This window comes from Zoogloea sp. GDB6 (assembly GCF_056724105.1).
Window position 1 is genome coordinate 3574090 of sequence record NZ_CM161497.1, and the last position, 18107, is coordinate 3592196.

Sequence of the window (18107 nt, forward strand, 5' to 3'; positions counted from 1 at the left end):
CGGGCCGCCCTCTATGCACGAACGTCGCGGCTTTTTGCTCTTTCGTCTAACGGTGAGCGTGTGGCAACGGATTGCGGCGCGCGCGCTGGAAGGCGCCCGGCTGCTCGCCGATCACTTTCTTGAAGGCGCGGGTGAAGGCCGCCTGGGAGTAGTAGCCGACGTGCTCGGCGGCGCGCAACACGCTGTCGCCGCCCTGCAGCCGGCGCGCGGCGATCTTCATGCGCACCTGCAGCAGGAACTGGGCTGGCGGCTGGCCGCTGGCCTCGACGAAGTGGCGGCAGAAGCTGGCCCGCGACATGCGTGCCACGCGGGCCATGTCCTCGATGGACCAGGGCTTGCCGGGCTCGCGCAGCAGGTCGTCGAGCAGCGGTGCGAACTCCGGCCGCCGCGCCACCGCCAGCAGGCCGGCGGCCACATCGTCACGGCGCGCGACCTCGCGGATCACGTAGAAGAACAGCAGCTCGGTGAGCCGCTCGATCAGCGGCGACGGCGCATCGTCGCCCCGCTCCGCCTCGGCGAGGATCAGGTCGAACAGCGGTGCCACCGCCTTCAGCGCGGCGGAATCGGCGCGGATCAGTACATAGTCGGGAAAGGCGCCACGGAACAGCTCGCCGAGCAAGCCACGGAACTGGAAGAAGCCGCAGGCCAGCCCGCAGGCGCCGTCCAGCGCCGGCACCATCGGCTGCATGTCGCAGGGCTGGAAGGCCGGCCCCGCGTCGGGCTCGGGCGTCAGGCAATGGGGAATGTCCCGCAGCAGGAAGACCCCTTCCCGCTCGCCGAGAACGATCGGCGCCTGGCCGTCGAGGTGGAGGTAGGACTGGCCGCGCAACACCAGATGGAAGCTGGCCCTTTCCCGCCCGGCCGTGGACGCCCGCCACGGCCCGCAGTACTGGCCCACGTGGAAGACCGTGGCGTCCAGTTCGAGCCCACTGACCAGCCAGTGCGCAAGACGATCGGTTTCGGTGTTCATGGGTTCGTGATCCGGCTTGAGGTGGCCCCAAGTGTTGCCAAGGCCAATCGGAAAACGAACCAATTAAAAGTGCTTTGCTTATCGCCGTGGGCGGGAATGGGGGGCGCCCCACAAGCCCACCAGCATCCCGACCACCAGCGCCAGCGCTGACGAAGAACCGAAGCCCAGGGACACCACGGCCGGCCCCGGACAGTAACCGGCCAGGCCCCAACCCGCGCCGAACAACGCACTGCCGACAATCAGGCGGACATCGATGGCCCGCTTGGGCGGCAGGCACACCGGCAGCCCGGACAAAGTAGCCCCACGACGGGCGATGAGCATCACGCCAACCCGCGCCGCAGCGATACCGCCGACCATTACCAAGGCCAACGACGGATCCCAGGCGCCGAAGATATCCAGGAAACCCAGCACCTTGGCCGGATCGGTCATTCCGGACAGCAACAGACCGACGCCGAACAAGAGGCCGGACACCAGCGCGCCAATCAGCCCAAGCGCGCGGGCGCCCGCCGCAGCCGGCGCTGCCGCTGCCGCTGCAAGCGGGGCATGTTCATTCATCTGCGAAACGCTCATGCTGCCGCTCCCGCCAGACCGTGGCGCAACACGAAAACCACCACGATTGCCGTGCCCATGAAGACCGCCACGGCCGCGAGCGAACGCAGCGACAGACGCGCCAGGCCACATACCCCATGACCGCTGGTGCAGCCGTTGGCAAGGCGGGTACCAACCCCGACCAGCAGGCCCGCCAGCATCAGGAACCGTGCGTCCGGCGCCCCCACCACAGCCGGCGGGACGCCGACGCCGGGGGCAAAGAAGTGCAGCACAAGCGGCGCGAGCAACAAACCCGCCACAAAAACGAAACGCCAGGCTCGATCGCCTGGCGCCCGCAACAAGCCGGCCAGAATGCCGCTGATACCGGCAATCCGACCATTGATCGACAACAAGACGGTGGCAGCCAGCCCGATCAGGGCCCCGCCTCCCAATGCAGACCATGGCGTGAAGGCCTGCCAGGCAATACTCATTGGATACCTTTTCTACATTTGGGCATGCGACCCGCTTCCTTATTTGAGCCGATGACAGCCCACAGGAGAGTGAAGCGCGCTCACCCACTACACGTACATCAATCGACGAGCCGGCAACTCCGTGTCGGAGCCAACCTCAAAGCGCCCAGGAATAACCCACCGTCAGCACATCCTGGCTCATGCGCAGGTCGGCCTCGCCGCCGCCGAAGCTGGCGGGGATGGATCCCGAGCCGGACACCGTGGCCCTGGGCACACGAGTGTAAGCCACGCTCCACTCGCCACCGGGCGTGCTCTTGAAGCTGGCGCCGAGGCTGTAATGATTACGCACCACGCCGGGGGCGAGGATGTTAACGAACGTCTGCTTATTCGGCACCGCCTGCTGGTTGCGACTGACACCCGCTCGCAGGGTCAGGCGCTCGTCCGCCTTGTAGATCGCACCGAGCTTCACGGTGGACACGTCGCGCCAGCCGAAGCCGGCACCATTGTCGGCACCCAGCTGGCCACCACTGAACAGCACCGATAGCGGATTGCCCACCGCCTTCACACTACTGTATTCGATGCGCTGCCAGTCCGCCGCCAGCGTTAGCGCCGGCAAGGCCTGCCAGGCCACACCCACGCCATAGTTGGCTGGCACGTCGAAACCGCCACCGCCCTCGAACAGCCCCTTGTAGCGGCCGAGCTCGCCCGTTTCAATGCGCGATGACCAGCTCGCCCCGAGCTTGACGGTCGGCAGCACCTCGCCGATCCAGCCCAGTTTGATACCGACGCCGGTGGAGCTGTCATGGCCACGATCGGTCACCGATCCCGGGTTGGACGAGACCACCGGATTGTCGAAAGCCCCCAGCCCGCGGGCCGCAAAGCGCTGGTAGGCAAAAGTTACCGCGGCGCCGATCGAATGGCTGGGCGTCAACCTATAGGCCACGGAGGGGGTAATGAACAGCTGGGACAAGTCGACACCGGCGCGGCCGCTGGAACCGAAGGCACCGAAGGGGTTGCTGCCGTAATCGGTATTCATGCCGCCATTGCCATACACCGCCACGCCCCAGCCCAGGTTGGGCGACAACTGACGGGCGTAGCCGAACTCGGGAATCAGGAAGTTGCTGGCGTCGTTGCCGCTGAAATCACCGTTGGCGCCGTATCCGTTACCGCGAATGGACGCACCGCGATCGGGACGGAACAAGGATACGCCGAGGTCGAGGCGGTCGCCGATCAGCGCCGTGCCCGCCGGATTGGCCGCGGCGGCAAGGCCGTCCTGCGGCAAGGCGATGGAAACACCGGCGACGCCCTGGGCGCGCACGCCGTAACCATGAGAGAAATAGCCGTTGGTGGCCGACGCGGCAAAGGGCCACGCCGCGGCCGCCAGGCTGGCAGCCAGAAGAGTCTTGCGCAAGTTCATGAGTTTGTTCTTCTGTAGAGGTGACCGGCGATCCGCCTGCCAGTGAGGTTCAGGGGCGGCGGATTTCTGCTTTTTCGGAATGCTCGATCAACGTCGAGGCGCTGATGCCGAAGGCGAAAGCCACCTTGAGCACCGTCGCCAGCGACGGTACTGCGTTGCCCCGCTCGACCTCGCCGGCATAGGAGCGGCTGAGGCCGGCCCGGTCGGCAAAGACCTCCTGGGACCAGCCCCGCGCCTCCCGCAACTGGCGGACGGCCAGCCCGAAGCGGCGGTTCAGCGCGGCCATGGGGCAGACCGTTCCTGGCCGGCGAGCGCATGCTGCAGGCCGGCCTGGGTGATATGGCTGCCCGGCGGCACGCTGTGGGTCAGCCACACGTTGCCGCCGATGCTGGAGCCTTCGCCGATGGTGATGCGGCCGAGGATCGTCGCGCCGGCGTAGACCACCACGTCGTCCTCGAGCACCGGATGGCGCGGCATCCCCTTCTCCAGGCTGCCGTCGGCCCCCACCGGAAAACGCTTGGCACCGAGGGTCACTGCCTGGTACAGGCGGACCCGGTTGCCGATCACCGCCGTCTCGCCGATCACCACGCCGGTGCCATGATCGATGAAGAAACTGTGGCCGATCCCGGCGCCGGGGTGGATGTCGATGCCGGTGGCCGAGTGGGCCAGTTCGGCGACGATGCGCGCGATCAGCGGCACACCGAGCGAATACAGGCGATGGGCGATGCGGTGGTGAATGACCGCCAGGATGCCCGGGTAGCACAGCACCACCTCATCCACGCTGCGGGCCGCCGGGTCGCCGAGGAAGGCGGCCTCGACGTCGGTGTCGAGCAGCGCCCGCGTGGACGGCAACGTCGCCGCGAACTCGCGGACTACCTGGATGGCCTGGCGGCGGATCGCCTGCTCGTCCACATCGCCGTGGCGGGCCTGGTAGGCCAGTTCGAGGCGGACCTGTTCGAGCAACCCGTTCAGCGCCGCATCCAGCGTATGGCCGACGTAGAAGTCCTCGCTCTCCTGGCGCAGGTCGGCCGGGCCGAGGCGCATCGGGAACAGAGCCCCGCACAGCTGTCCGACCACCGTGGCCAGCGCATCCCGGGACGGAAACTCGCGGCCACCGGCCTCGCGGCTACGCCCCTGGGCCTCGCGCCAGCGGTCACGCACGGCCCGCAGGCCGCCGACCACCGCGCCCAGGTCCCAGTGTTCGGCCGCCACGGATTCGTCGTGCGTGCTCACGGGCTCGCGCGAGTTCATGCCGGCAGGCCTGCGGCGTCGAAGACGCCTTCGAACAGCACCGAGCTCAGGTAGCGCTCTCCCGAATCGGGCAGGATCACGACGATGGTCTTGCCCTCGTTCTCAGGCAGCTTGGCCAGGCGCACTGCAGCAGCCACGGCAGCACCGCTGGAAATGCCGGACAGGATGCCTTCCTCGCGGGCCAGGCGGCGCGCGAACTCCACCGCCTCTTCGTTGCTGACCTGCTCCACCGAATCCACCAGCGACAGGTCGAGCACGCCCGGCACGAAGCCGGCGCCGATACCCTGGATCTTGTGCGGGCCGGGCTTGAGCGGCTCGCCGGCGCGGGCCTGGGTCAGGATCGGGCTGGCCGACGGCTCCACGGCCACCGACTGGATAGCCTTGCCGCGGCCCTGCTTGATGTAGCGGCTGACGCCGGTGATCGTGCCGCCGGTACCGACGCCGGACACGAAGATGTCCACCGCACCGTCGGTGTCGTCCCAGATCTCGGGGCCGGTGGTGCTTTCATGGATAGCCGGGTTGGCCGGGTTCTTGAACTGCTGCAGCAGCACGTACTTGTCCGGATCGGAGGCGGCGATCTCCTCGGCCTTCGCCACCGCCCCGCTCATGCCCTTGGCGCCCTCGGTCAGCACCAGCTTGGCGCCATAGGCGGTGAGCAGCTTGCGGCGCTCGATGCTCATGGTCTCGGGCATGGTCAGCGTCAGCGGAATGCCCTTGGCGGCGGCGACGAAGGCCAGTGCGATGCCGGTGTTGCCGCTGGTCGGCTCGACCAGTTCCTTGCCGGGACCAAGCAGGCCGCGCTTTTCGGCGTCCGCCACCAGCGCTGCGCCGATGCGGCACTTCACGGAGTAGGCCGGATTGCGCCCTTCGATCTTGGCCAGCACCGTGGCGGGAGCACCATCAGTGATGCGGTTGAGCTTGATCAGCGGGGTGTGGCCGATGGACTGAGCGTTGTCCGCGTACCATTTCGACATGGGAAATCTCCTTGGATCAATCGGTTTGAATAGGTGAATGTCTTTGCTGCACTGCGGAGCACACTACGCCCACCGACTTGGGCAGCGAACCAACAATAATTCAGTAGGTTTGCAACCCAAATCGAATAAGCATTTCATTGTTGTGACTATATGTACTCAGTGGGACAACTCTGTGAACACGTCCCAGTTGAAGCGGGTGCGATGGCGCAGACGGGCCAGCGCACCACGCTTGCCGCGGTTGGTGACCTTTCCATCGTCGATGCTGCCGAGCGGCAGGCCGGTATAGGAATCGCGCAGCGCATTGAGCAACACCAGGCCCTGCGGCCACGGGCCGTGCCCCGATTCGATGTTGATGTGCCCGGCCAGGCCGACGTCGATGAACAGGCTGCCCCAGCTGTCCGCCCAGTGGGCCGTCTGCTCGATGCTGGCCCAGGGGTCGTTGCCGCTTGCCACGACCATGCTCGGCACGCCGATCGGCGAAGCCGGAATCCACTCGGCCAGTCCGCTCTTACAGGCGATGTCGCGCGGATCGCGCAGGCCGAAGGCGGTGAAACGGTCGGGGTCCGGCGGCGCCACCAGCAGCAGGCCGGCAACCCGCTCCGGGCGATCTGCCGCCGCCACGACCGAAGCCAGGCAACCATAGCTGTGGGCGACCAGCCACACCACGCCGGCGGCCTCGTCGATTTCACGTCGGACTTCCGTGGCCCAGCGGGCCAGCACGGGGACATCCCAGTCGATGTGGCGCACCCGGCGCACATCGGGCAATTGTTCTTCCAGCCAGGTCTGCCAGTGGCCAGGGCCGCTGTTGTTGAGTCCGGGAACGATCAGGGTGGTTTGCAGCACGCGAACGCTCCTGCAAAAGGCGGCCTCGCGGCGCCTTGATGAAAAAAACGCCAGGCTTTGGGGGCCTGGCGTGGTTCCGGTGTCGTCCGGCACTAAGGCCGGAACGCCCTCGCCTGTTACTTGATGCTGATCTGGTCGAACACACCGCCGTCGGCGAAGTGGGTCTTCTGGGCCTTGGACCAGCCGCCGAAGACCGAGTCGATGGTGAACAGCTTGACCGGCGCGAACTGCTTGGAATACTTGGCGGCGACCTTGGCATCGGTCGGGCGGTAGTAGTTCTTGCCGGCGATGTCCTGGCCTTCCGGCGAGTACAGGTACTTCACATACTCCTCGGCGACCTTGCGGGTGCCGCGCTTGTCGACCACCTTGTCGACCACAGAGACGGGCGGCTCGGCCAGGATGGACAGGGACGGGGTGATGATGTCGAACTTGTCCGGACCAAGCTCCTTGACCGCCAGGTAGGCTTCGTTCTCCCAGGCGATCAGTACGTCGCCGATGCCGCGCTCAACGAAGGTGGTGGTCGCGCCGCGGGCGCCGGAATCCAGCACCTTCACGTTACCGTAGATCTTCTTCACGAAGTCCTTGGCGGTGGCGTCGGTGCCGCCCGGCTGCTTGAGAGCGTAGCCCCATGCGGCCAGGTAGTTCCAGCGGGCACCGCCGGAGGTCTTCGGGTTCGGGGTGATCACCTCGATGCCGGGCTTGGCCAGATCGTTCCAGTCCTTGATCTTCTTGGGGTTGCCCTTGCGGACCAGGAAGACGATGGTGGAGGTGTAGGGCGAAGCGTTGTGCGGCAGGCGCTTCTGCCAGTCGGCCGGAACCAGCTTGCCGTTTTCGTAAAGGGCGTCGATGTCGGCGGCCAGGGCCAGGGTCACCACGTCGGCCTCGAGGCCGTCGATCACGGAGCGGGCCTGCTTGCCGGAACCACCATGGGAAGCCTTGACGGTCACGTCTTCCTTGGTCTTGGCCTTCCAGTACTTGGCAAAGGCGGCGTTGTAATCCTGATAGAGCTCACGGGTCGGGTCATAGGAAACGTTCAGTAGCGTGACGTCGGCGTGAGCCAGGCTGGAAAGGCCGAGAACGAGGGCGAGAGACAACAGCGAGCGGCGGGCAAAGCGCGATTTCATTGGGCTTCCTATTAATTAACGATGAGTGAAACTGAGTCTAGAGACGAAGATTCGAATGACGAACCAAGAAAAATTTGTTTGCTTATTCCTGCTGCGGTGAATTCCTAATCAGGGATTTGCCACAGCAGGAAACGCAGTAGATATGCTCAGCGGGACACGCTGGCCTGGCCGATGGCGGTACGCAGATCGTTCAACGTGACGACACGCGGGCCGTGCAGCGCGGCGATCTGCTCCACATCCAGCCCGAGTTTGCGGATGTTGTCGTAGAGGTTCACCGAGTACGGGTTGGGACTGCTCGGCGGCGGCACGTTGGCGGCCGTCGGTGTATAGGCGTCGGCCTCGATGAGGATCTTCTCGGCGGGCAGGTAGATCAGCGCGAAAGCGTCGCTGTGGCCGCTGCCGGCGATGCTGTGGATCTCGATGCGGCGCTTGCCGTCGGTCAACACACGCTTGCCCTCCACGGCAGCGAACTGGGCGTTCTTGTGGGACTTGGCCAGGCTGTCGGGGTTGATGCTGCGCTGCGCGCCCCAGATCTTGCGGTAGTAGGCCACGTTGGCAGCCGGCGTGACGATGGTGGCGCCTTCATTGACGAAGGTGCGTAAGCCGCCGGAGTGATCGAAGTGGGCGTGGGTGTTGACCAGGAACTTGATCGGTTTGCCGGGGATGGCCTCCTTGACCTTGGCGATCACGGCCACAGAACGCTCCTCGTTAAGCGGCGCCTCGACCACCACCACGTGGTCCTTCTGCTCGATGGCCACGCTGTGGTGGGTGCCGCCGGTCAGGTACAGCACGCCTTCGGCGAGCTTGGTCACCGTCACCGTCGGCACGGCGGGCTTGGCGCCCGCCACCTCGGCCGGCACCGGCAGATCGACGGCCGGGTTGGCCTTCACGTCGCTGATCTGCAGGTCGAGCACCGGATAGCCGCCCTGCACGCGCTCGATCTGGGATGGGAAATACAGGTTGCCAAAGTTGCGGTAGCCGAAGAAACGGGTCTCGACGAGGGTGTCGCCGAGCACCGGACTGTCGATCCAGGTGCGTACCTTCACCACCTGGTTGGCGGCGTTGATGACGCCGACGAAACGGTAATGGCCGTCGACGGTGAAGCTCACCTCGGCCTCGCCGGCCTTGACCACGCTCCTGGCGTTGTTGGCCTGCGCCGCGCGCAGGAAGCCCTGCGGCGTGGACCAGATCTCGGCCAGCCGCTCGGCGAGCGCCGTCGGCTGCGGGGTCGGAGCCGGATTGGCGGCATTGCCGGTGGGCAGGTTCCAGGCATGGGCGCCGCTGACGTACTGGTTGACCTTCTGCTCGACGGGGGCCGGGCGCAGGCGGCCCGGCTCGATGGTCTGGCTGCGGGTGATCTGCACCCGCGCGCTGGCGCTGTCGTAGTTGAAGTCGGCGGCGTAACGGCTGACGTCGAAACGCGGCCAGGCCAGCGTGGGATTCGGCGCCTGGCCGAACTGGAACCACTGGCCCGTTCCGGTCAGGGACAGGGAATGAGTGTCCGCCGCGCCCAGGGCCTTGACGGCCCCTTCCAGGCTTTGTGCCGCCGCCGGCATGCTGGCGGCGAGAGACAGGGCGGCGGTGACACCGATGACGGGAAGTACGACCTTGCGCATGAAACCCCCTGAACATGAGCCCGCAGGCGGGCCTTATCGAGTGAATGATGTTCAGGCTTCGGCAAGAAGCATACCCAGGCCCGGCAGCCACTCGTGAGGGGTGCGGCGGAGCTTTGTTTCTTCAGGGGTTTCTGGCCCACGCTGCAAGCTGAGTGCAAGCTTTTGCAGAAAGGACTACGGGCTGCCGGATGTTTCGCATCCAGCAGCCCGTGGTGGAATTACAGCAGGCAATGGGGAATTCCGGGCAGCCGCGCCGGAAACCGCAAATCAGATCTCGAACCAGCCCGGCAAGGCACGGCGGTAGCGACGGACCTCGACGAGGGTCGTCGGCACCAGATCGGTGAGGATCTGCCACAGGTGTTCGCGGCCCTGCCGCGGCGAACCGACGGCAGCGATGTTTAGGGTCTCCCAGGCGTGCCAGTTGACGTGCTCCATCTCCTCCTTGTCCGTCTCCGGCATGTCGCGGGCGCTAACGCGCATCACCTCCAGGCACTCGACGATCTTCTCGTGCAGGGACGGCGAGGCGAACAGGGACTCCCGATCCCGCCCAGCGGCGCAGCGGACGATCGCCACGCCGGCGTCGTGCAGGTTTCCGAGCAACGCGCTGCGCAACACGGCATTACCAACCTGGGGAGGCGTTGCCGCGCTGGCGCGGCGGGGAACGGGAGAATTGCTCATGTCGATCTTTCCTGTAATACAGCCGGACCAGCCGGGGCCCGCATTCTCGTCCTAATGTATGTACGAAATATGACTCGGCACACGGCTGTTCGTAAGCAAGGATTGCACTTCGCCGGAGTGGAATTCGGCCAGGAAGCGCCGGATCGCCGGCTCGAAGCGCCCGGCGTCGATCAGGAAACCGTCGTGGCCGTGCTCGGAATCGATGGCGATCAGGCTGGCCCGCGCCAGCTGGCTGACCAGCGCGAGCTGATCCTCCGGCACGTAGAGCGCATCCGACGGCACCGAACCGACCAGCACCGGCTGGCGGATCTGCTCCAGCGCCAGCCGGCAGCCGCCCCGTCCGCGCCCGATGTCGTGGGTATCCATCGCGTCGAGGAGCACCCGGTAGCTGTGCGCATCGAAGCGGCGGGTCAGGCTGTCGCCGTGATGGCGCACCCAGCCCTGCACGGCCAGCGCATCCGGATCGGCGGCCCGCGCGCCGAAGATTTCCTCGGCGGCGCTGCGCCCGAAGCGCCGGCCCAGCGATGCCGGGCTGCGATAACCGACCATCGCCATCGCCCGCGCTGCGGCGAGGCCGGCCAGCGGCGGATCGGACGGATCGTAATGACCATCGCGGTACTTCGGGTCGGCCGCCAGCGCCAGGCGCTGGGCTTCGCTCCACGCCACGCACCACGGCGAATGGGCCGCCGAGGCGGCGATCGTCACCACCGCTCCGACCCGCTGCGGATCGAGCAGCGCCCACTCCAGCGCCTGCAGGCCGCCCATCGACCCACCGATCACGAAGCGGATGCGGCGGATGCCGAGGGCGTCGGCCAGCGCGATCTGCGCGCGCACCTGGTCGCGGATGGTGAGGCGCGGAAAACGCGCGCCCCACGGCCGCCCGTCCGGCGCCAGCGTTGTCGGCCCGGTGCTGCCGTAGCAACCGCCGAGCACATTGCTGCAGACGATGAACTGGGTCGTCGGGTCGAGCGCCCTGCCCTTGCCGAACAGCGGCGCCCACCAGTCGTCGGCGTCCGCCGAACCGGTCAGGGCGTGGCAGACGATGACCGCGTTGTCGGCCCGTGCCGACAGCTGGCCCCAGGTCCGGAAGGCAATCTGCGCTCCGGGCAGGCTCTCCCCCGACTCCAGCGCGAAGTCGCTCCCCATCTGGAACAGGCGGGTCTGATCGGACAGGCGCACAGCGCTCATGCCGCCGCTTCCAGTCCAGCCCGGCGCAGCGCGTGGTCGAAGTCGGCCTTGATGTCCTCGATGTGCTCGATGCCCACCGACACGCGGACCAGGTCCGGCCGCACGCCGGCACTCTTCTGCTCGGCCTCGGACAGTTGCTGGTGGGTGGTGGACGCCGGGTGGATCACCAGCGTCTTGGCGTCGCCGACGTTGGCCAGATGACTGGCCAGTTCCACGTTGTCGATGAAGGTCCGCGCCGCGTTGGCGCCGCCCTTGATGCCGAAGTTGAGCACCGCGCCGAAGCCGTTGCGCAGGTATTTTTTGGCCAGTTCGTGGTACGGGCTGTCTTCGAGGCCGTTGTATTCGACCCACGCCACCTGCGGATGGGCCTTCAGCCAGTGGGCCAGCTCAAGGGTGTTTTCCAGGTGACGCTGCACGCGCAGGGACAGGGTCTCGACGCCCTGCAACAGCTGAAAGGCGTTGAACGGCGACAGGCTCGGGCCGATGTCGCGCAGGCCTTCGACGCGAGCGCGGATCGCGAAGGCGATGTTGCCGAAGGGGCCGCCACTGCCGAACACTTCCCAGAAATTGAGGCCGTGGTAGCCCGGCGCCGGCTCGGTGAATAGTGGGAACTTGCCGTTGCCCCAGTCGAACTTGCCGGAATCGACGATCACCCCGCCGATCGACGTGCCATGGCCGCCGATCCACTTGGTGGCCGATTCCACAACGATGTCGGCACCGTGGTCGATCGGCCGGGCGATGTAGCCGCCGGCGCCGAAGGTGTTGTCGACGATCAGCGGGATGCCGGCCTCATGGGCGATCTGCGCCAACGCCTCGAAATCCGGGATGTTGAAGCGCGGGTTGCCGATGGTCTCCACGTACAAGGCCTTGGTGTTGGCGTCGATGGCCCGGCGGAAGTTCTCCGGGTCGTCGCCCTCGACGAACTTCACGTCGATGCCGAGGCGCGGCAGCGTGACCTTGAACTGGTTGTAGGTGCCGCCATACACGTAGCTGGTGGACACGATGTTGTCGCCGGCCTGGGCGATGGTGGTGATCGCCAGGAACTGGGCGGCCTGGCCCGAGCTGGTGGCCACCGCCGCAACGCCTCCTTCGAGCGCAGCGATGCGCTGCTCGAAGACGTCGGTGGTGGGGTTCATGATGCGGGTGTAGATGTTGCCGAACTCCTTCAGCGCGAACAGGCGCGCGCCGTGGTCGGCGTCGTCGAAGGTGTAGGACGTGGTCTGGTAGATCGGCACGGCGCGGGCATTGGTGCCCGGCGCCGGCTGCTGGCCGGCATGGACCTGCAGGGTTTCGAAGCGGTAGGCAGCTTTACGGTCGGTCATGGAAGCGCTCCTTGGTCTGTCTGTATCGGTCTGTTGTCGTTTCGTATGCCGGCCTGCTCAGGCCCACACGCCGCTGCGGCGGTCCTCGACGCGCTTGGCCTTGTGGGTGGCGCGGGGCAAGGTGTCGGGCGGCAGGATGGTCACCACCGCGCTGACGCCGGTGATCGACTTGAGCTGGCGGCCGAAGTGGTGGGCCAGTTCCTCGTTGCTGCCAGTGAATGCGGCGCTGCGCTCCAGCTCCACGGTGAGCCGGTCCAGGTGGTTCTCCCGCTCGACGATCAGCCGGTATTCGCCAGTCAGGTTGTGGTCGCGGCGGGCGATGGCCTCCACGTCGCTGGGGAAGAGATTGGCACCCTTGATGATCAGCATGTCGTCCAGGCGCCCATGCACGCCCTGCAGACGGATCGACGTACGCCCGCAGCCGCAGGGCTCGGACGTGAAGGACACGATGTCACCGGTACGGAAGCGCACCATCGGGCGGGCGCTCTTCTTCAACGTGGTCAGTACCAGTTCGCCGCGGCCGCCCTCTTCCACCGGCTCGTTGGTCTCCGGGTGGAGCACCTCGACGAGGATGTGGTCCTCGGCCCAGTGCAGGCCGTCCTTCTCCTCGCACATGCCGGCGCAGGAGCCGAAGATGTCCGACAGCCCGTAGTAGTCATATACCGAGGCACCCCACAGGTCCTCGATGCGCTGGCGGGTTTCCGGGATCGAGCCGCCGGGTTCGCCGGCCACGAAGATGCGCCGCACGGCGAGGTCCTTGCGCAGGTCGATGCCTTCCTTGATCGCCGTCTCGCCCAGGTACCAGGCATAGGACGGCGTGGTCCAGATCGCCGTCACCTGGAACTGGCGCAGGATGGCCAGCAGGCGTTCGGACGGCACGGTGCCGGCGTGGATCGACAAGGCACCGAGCTTCTGCGCACCGAGCACGCAGGGGCCGCCGACGAACAGGGAGAAGTTCAGGGAGTGGGCGTAGCGGTCCTCCGGACGCAGCCCGGACGACCAGAACTGGCGCGCCTCGTAGTCGATCCACTCGTCGAAGTCGGTGGCGCTGAAGGGTGAGGCCGTCGGCACGCCGGTCGAGCCGCTGGAGGCGGAGATATAGACGATGTCCCGCTCGGGCACCGCCACCAGGTCGCCGAAGGGCGGCAGTGCCAGCTGGCGCTCCCGCAGGGTCTGCTTGTTGATGAAGGGGAAGCGGCGAATGTCGTCGAGGCTGCGCACCTCTTCCGGATGCACGCCGGCCGCATCGAAGCTGGCCCGGTAGAACGGGGAGTTGTAATAGGCGTGATGCAGGTGCTTCTGCAGCAGCTGCAGCTTCAGAGCATCCCAATCAGCGCGGGACTGGGTTTCGAGGGCTTCGTCCCAGAAAGGGCGATGGCTTTGGGCGGGCGCGGAGGGGCGGGACATGATGCGGACCAACGAAATACGCGAAGGCCCGACTCTAGTCCCGCCCCTCCGGGGGCCCAACCAAGCAATTCTTATGAGCTTTGCAGCTGCATGCCGAATAGCTTTTCAGGTGCAGTACTGAAATCGCCCGTTTTTCAGCCCTGCCAGGGCTGGGCCGGCGAGCCGCTCCACGCCGTCTGGGCCGGCAGGCTTTCGCCCTTCATGACCAGGGTCAGCGGCCCGAGGCGCACGCCGTCGCCGATCCGGCTGTCGTACAGCACGGTGCCGCGTACGCCGACCGTCACCTGCGCGCCAATGTCGATGCGGCCGATCTTCATGATGCGGTCCTCGAACAGGTGGGTCTGCGGCCCCGACCAAGCATTCAGCTCGGCCTGATCGCCGATCGTCACGCAGTCGAACTCGGTGATGTCGGTGGTATCCATATAGACGCCGCGCCCGGTGCGCACACCGATCAGGCGCAGGACCACCGGCAGCATCGGCGTGCCGCGCAGGTATTCAAGAAAGTTGGGCACTGCGATGGATTCATAGACGCTGGTGACCGCCTCGCTGACCCACACGAAGGGCGTCCACATCGGCACGGCACGTGGCTGGTAGCGGCCGATCAGCAGCCACTTGAGCACCACCACCAGCAGGAAACCACCGATGCCGTAGCAGATGCCTGCCAGCGTCAGCTGCCAAGACAACTTGAACCAGTTCTCGTCGGCGGCGGCCGGCATGGCGGCCAGCACGATCACATAGCCGACGCCGATGATCAGCGACAGCGGAATCAGGATGCGCGCGGCCTCGACGATACCGCGGCCGATGCGCCGCCAGATGGACGGGCGGAAGGTCAGCGAATCCGGGAAGCCCATCACCTCTTCGCGGGACGGCAGCTCCAGCGCCGGCGAACCGAGCCAGGTCTGGCCGGAGGCCATCCGCTCGGTGGCGGGCGCCTTCGACTGCACGCCGAGCAGCACGCCCGGCGGCAGCGTGGTGCCGTCTGGCACATAGGCGCCGTTACCGACGAAGCTGCGCTGGCCGATCACCGTGTTGTCCACCGACATCCAGCCGGCGTCGATCTTCTCGTCGCCGAGCATCACCGCATCAGCGATGAAGGCCTCGTCGCCGAGGGTCAGCATGTCCGGCACGATGCCCATCGCGGTGGAGATTTCCGCATCGCGGCCGATCTTGGCGCCGAGCAGGCGATACCACACCGGCGCGTAAATCGTCGCGTACACCCCGTGCAGCACATTGAGGCTGGCCACCTGGATCTGGTTGGCCAGCCATTTGCGGCAATACACATTGCTGTGCACGGGCCAGGTGCCCGGCAGCAGGCGCGGCAGCACCAGCCAGCGGATGGCGGCAGCAATCAACGCGGTGCCGATGACCAGCACGCTACTGGCCGGCAGTGCCAACACCGTATAGCGCATGACCGCCCACAAATAGCTGTGGGCACCGGCGGCCGACGGATCGAAAGCACCGTCGTCGAGCGCATCGATCAGCACGAAGGTCGGGAAGATCGGCAGGAAGAACAGCAAGGCCGTCATGGCGGCACCCAGCCCGAAGAAGAGCGCTTCCAGCTTCCGGCGCAGGGCACTGACCGGGGGCCGAACCAGCCTTTCCTTATCCGTCAGGTGGCGCACGTAACGGGCCGGCGAACCGTCCCAGACTTCCCGCTCGCCGATCCGTCCCCCCCGCGGCAAGGCCGCCAGGCCTTCGATGCGGCCATGGGGCGCGATCGCCGTGTCGTCCTCCAACACCACGTAGGAGCCGACATTACTCTCCGCCCCGATGTCGATGGCGCCGACGATCAGCTCCCCGCCCTCGACGCGTACGTTCTCCAGGTTGACCTGGGAGCCGATGCTGGCGCCGTCGCCGACGGACAGCAGCCACGGCTGGCGGATCGTCACCGAGCCGATCACCACGTCCTCGCCGATACGCGCGCCCAGAGCGCGCAGGTAACCGCAATACAGGGAAGAGCCGGACAGCAGGTAGGCCGGTGCGGTCTGCTGCAGACGGTCGGCCAGCCACCAGCGGAAATAGGTCGCGCCCCACAGGGGGTAGCGCCCCGGGCGGATGCCGACCAGCAGGATCCGGCTGGCGACCACTGCCACGCCGAAAGTGACGAGGTAGGTGCCGAGGAAGACCAGCATCGACGCGCCCATCGCGCGCCACACGCTGTCTCCCGGATCACCGGTGAAGAAGTGATAAGTGAAGAACGGCGCCAGCCAGTTGAGGATGTGCAGGCCGATCATGAACGGCAGCGTCACCGCCTGCGTGAGGCCGCACAGGAAGCGCCGCAGCGGCGGCACCTGCACGAAGGGGCGCGAGCTGACCGCCGAGTGGCGGCGGGCGCCCTCCTCCATCGCCGCCGCAATGTCCTCCACCCGACGCTGGCAATACACGTCGCGCACGGTCATGCCGGCAAAACGTGGATCCGTCCGCAGTGCGGACACCAGGCGCGCGGCAAGCAGGGAGTGACCGCCGAGGTCGTTGAAGAAATCGCTGTCCCGGCGGATCGGAAGCCCTGGGAAGAAGCGGGCCAGGCCGGCGAACAGTACGACCTCCGCTTCGGTAACCGGCTCCTCCGACTCGGTCGCTGCGGTCGGCGCGCTCATCGGCATCGCACGCAAGGCCTTGCGGTCGATCTTGCCCGAGGTCAGGCGCGGGATCGTCTCGATCAGCTCGAAGTGGCTCGGCACCATGTAGGACGGCAAGGTCTCGCGCAGATGCGCGCGCAGGCCGGCCACGTCCAGCCGCCCGCTTTCCGCCGCCATGATGTAGGCGACCAGTTGTTCGAGTTCGCCGACCGGCTTGAGCACCACTGCCGCCGTCGCATTGACGAGCCGGCGGGTCAGCGCTGCCTCGATCTCACCCAGTTCGACGCGGAAACCACGCACCTTGACCTGGTCGTCGGCCCGCCCCAGGCACTCCACCCGGCCCTCCCCGTCGATGCGGGCCAGGTCGCCGGTGCGGTACAGGCTCGCCTCGTGGGGATGCTCCGCCCACGGATTGGACCGGAACTTCTCGCTGGTCAGTTCGGGCCTGCCCAGGTAGCCGGCGGCAACCCCCGGTCCGAAGATGCACAGCTCGCCGGTTTCGCCGGCCGGCAGCAGTTTCATGTCGGCGTCGACGACAAGCAAACCATAGTTGGGCAGCGGCCGGCCGATGGTCACCGCCTCACCCGGCCTAAGCGCAGTGATGCTGGCCGAGACAGTGGCTTCCGTCGGACCATAGGTGTTGAAGACCTGCCGCGACGGCGTCGCCCAGCGGTCGGCCACAGACTGGGGGCAGGCCTCGCCACCCAGGTTGATGAGCCGCAGGCCGGGCACATCGGTCGCGAAAAGCGCCAGCAGCGTCGGCACCGCATGCAGCACGCTGATGCCGTGCTCCTGCAGCGCCTTCGGCAAGGCATCCGGATCGGCGGTGATCTCCTGCGGCGCGATCCACAGGCTGGCGCCGACCAGATAGGCGATCCAGATCTCCTCGAAGGACATGTCGAAGGCGACCGAGAAACCCTGGTAGATCCGGTCGTCACCGCGAATGCCGAGCACCTCGTTCTCGCTGCGCAGGAAATGGCAGATCGCCCGCTGGCTGATCGGCACGCCCTTTGGGACGCCCGTCGACCCCGAGGTGTAGATCACATAGGCCGGATCGTCCGGGCTGGCGCCGCTCCGGCGGCGCAGGGGCAGCACGGCATCGCGCAACAGTTCCATCGGCGACCACGCCGGACATTCGATCGCGGGGCGCTCCCGCTGCGTGATCAGCCCGACACCCTGCGCATCCTTCAGGCACACCGCAACGCGTTCGGCCGGCGCATCCGCGTCGAAGGGCAACCAGGCGGCGCCGGTCTTGGCGATGGCCAGCTGGGCCACCAGCAAGTCCATGCCTCTGGGTAGCCACAGGCCGACGATGTCGCCGGGCGTCACACCCGCCTCGATGAGGTGATGCGCCATCAGATCCGCTCGCTCGTCGAGCATGCGGTAGGACAGGCGCTCGGTCCCCCAGATCAGGGCCGGGCGTTCGGGATGACGACCTGCGGTCGCCTCGAAAAGGTCCGCCAGGGTTTCTTCAGTGAGAAAATCCGGTCGGAGGGGGCCTTTGACAATCATTGGAGATCAGCAGAGTCGGTGACCCCCTGCCCACGTTCCGCAAAGCGGACGTGGCAACACGCAGTCGAAGCGCTCGGGCTCCAACTGCGGCAGGGAATCACGGGATGTGGATGCGGCAGGCGTTGTGCCAGGAAAAACGACACATGCTTATAGCAGAACCCCCTTGCAACTGACTGACCGGATGCCCGTACAGACAGTGACAGGAGGGAACAGCGGGAAGCGGGCATC

General features: G+C 66.6%; 15 protein-coding genes. All 15 read right to left on the bottom strand.

Features of this window, described 5'->3' with window-relative positions; translation table 11 throughout:
• Window positions 1-46: 46 nt before the first annotated feature.
• Complete coding sequence (locus tag AC1PQG_RS16290; protein ID WP_481118864.1) at window positions 47-970, bottom strand: AraC family transcriptional regulator; 924 nt, start codon at window positions 968-970, stop codon at window positions 47-49.
• A 78-nt stretch (window positions 971-1048) separates the two neighbouring features.
• Window positions 1049-1540: a DUF6691 family protein gene (locus AC1PQG_RS16295; RefSeq protein ID WP_481118865.1), complete on the bottom strand. Its 492-nt coding sequence runs from the start codon at window positions 1538-1540 to the stop codon at window positions 1049-1051.
• The gene (locus tag AC1PQG_RS16300) at window positions 1537-1989 is read right to left on the bottom strand and encodes a YeeE/YedE family protein (RefSeq protein WP_481118866.1); all 453 of its coding nucleotides are present in this window, start codon (window positions 1987-1989) and stop codon (window positions 1537-1539) included. Before AC1PQG_RS16300 ends, AC1PQG_RS16295 begins: the two co-directional genes overlap by 4 nt.
• Window positions 1990-2125: 136 nt before the next feature.
• Window positions 2126-3385, bottom strand: a complete 1260-nt coding sequence (locus tag AC1PQG_RS16305; RefSeq protein ID WP_481118867.1) for an OmpP1/FadL family transporter — start codon at window positions 3383-3385, stop codon at window positions 2126-2128.
• Between the two features lie 49 nt (window positions 3386-3434).
• On the bottom strand, window positions 3435-3671 hold the full coding sequence (locus AC1PQG_RS16310) for a helix-turn-helix domain-containing protein (RefSeq protein WP_481118122.1): 237 nt from the start codon (window positions 3669-3671) through the stop codon (window positions 3435-3437).
• On the bottom strand, window positions 3659-4618 hold the full coding sequence (epsC, locus tag AC1PQG_RS16315) for a serine O-acetyltransferase EpsC (protein ID WP_481118868.1): 960 nt from the start codon (window positions 4616-4618) through the stop codon (window positions 3659-3661). Before epsC ends, AC1PQG_RS16310 begins: the two co-directional genes overlap by 13 nt.
• Window positions 4619-4632: 14 nt before the next feature.
• Window positions 4633-5610, bottom strand: a complete 978-nt coding sequence (gene cysK / locus AC1PQG_RS16320) for a cysteine synthase A (RefSeq protein ID WP_481118869.1) — start codon at window positions 5608-5610, stop codon at window positions 4633-4635.
• A gap of 156 nt (window positions 5611-5766) precedes the next feature.
• Window positions 5767-6453: an RBBP9/YdeN family alpha/beta hydrolase gene (locus tag AC1PQG_RS16325; RefSeq protein ID WP_481118870.1), complete on the bottom strand. Its 687-nt coding sequence runs from the start codon at window positions 6451-6453 to the stop codon at window positions 5767-5769.
• A gap of 116 nt (window positions 6454-6569) precedes the next feature.
• Window positions 6570-7577, bottom strand: coding sequence for a sulfate ABC transporter substrate-binding protein (locus tag AC1PQG_RS16330; protein WP_481118871.1), 1008 nt, complete (start codon window positions 7575-7577; stop codon window positions 6570-6572).
• 146 nt (window positions 7578-7723) lie between these two features.
• The gene (locus tag AC1PQG_RS16335; RefSeq protein ID WP_481118872.1) at window positions 7724-9193 is read right to left on the bottom strand and encodes an MBL fold metallo-hydrolase; all 1470 of its coding nucleotides are present in this window, start codon (window positions 9191-9193) and stop codon (window positions 7724-7726) included.
• 267 nt (window positions 9194-9460) lie between these two features.
• Complete coding sequence (locus tag AC1PQG_RS16340; protein ID WP_481118873.1) at window positions 9461-9871, bottom strand: hypothetical protein; 411 nt, start codon at window positions 9869-9871, stop codon at window positions 9461-9463.
• Between the two features lie 51 nt (window positions 9872-9922).
• Window positions 9923-11059: a homoserine O-acetyltransferase MetX gene (gene metX, locus AC1PQG_RS16345; protein ID WP_481118874.1), complete on the bottom strand. Its 1137-nt coding sequence runs from the start codon at window positions 11057-11059 to the stop codon at window positions 9923-9925.
• Window positions 11056-12381 (bottom strand): O-acetylhomoserine aminocarboxypropyltransferase/cysteine synthase family protein, encoded by a 1326-nt coding sequence (locus tag AC1PQG_RS16350; RefSeq protein WP_481118875.1) that lies wholly within the window; start codon window positions 12379-12381, stop codon window positions 11056-11058. Before AC1PQG_RS16350 ends, metX begins: the two co-directional genes overlap by 4 nt.
• 57 nt (window positions 12382-12438) lie before the next feature.
• Window positions 12439-13788: a phenylacetate--CoA ligase family protein gene (locus AC1PQG_RS16355; RefSeq protein ID WP_481118876.1), complete on the bottom strand. Its 1350-nt coding sequence runs from the start codon at window positions 13786-13788 to the stop codon at window positions 12439-12441.
• A 134-nt stretch (window positions 13789-13922) separates the two neighbouring features.
• Window positions 13923-17879, bottom strand: coding sequence for a Pls/PosA family non-ribosomal peptide synthetase (locus tag AC1PQG_RS16360; RefSeq protein WP_481118877.1), 3957 nt, complete (start codon window positions 17877-17879; stop codon window positions 13923-13925).
• Window positions 17880-18107 lie beyond the last annotated feature (228 nt).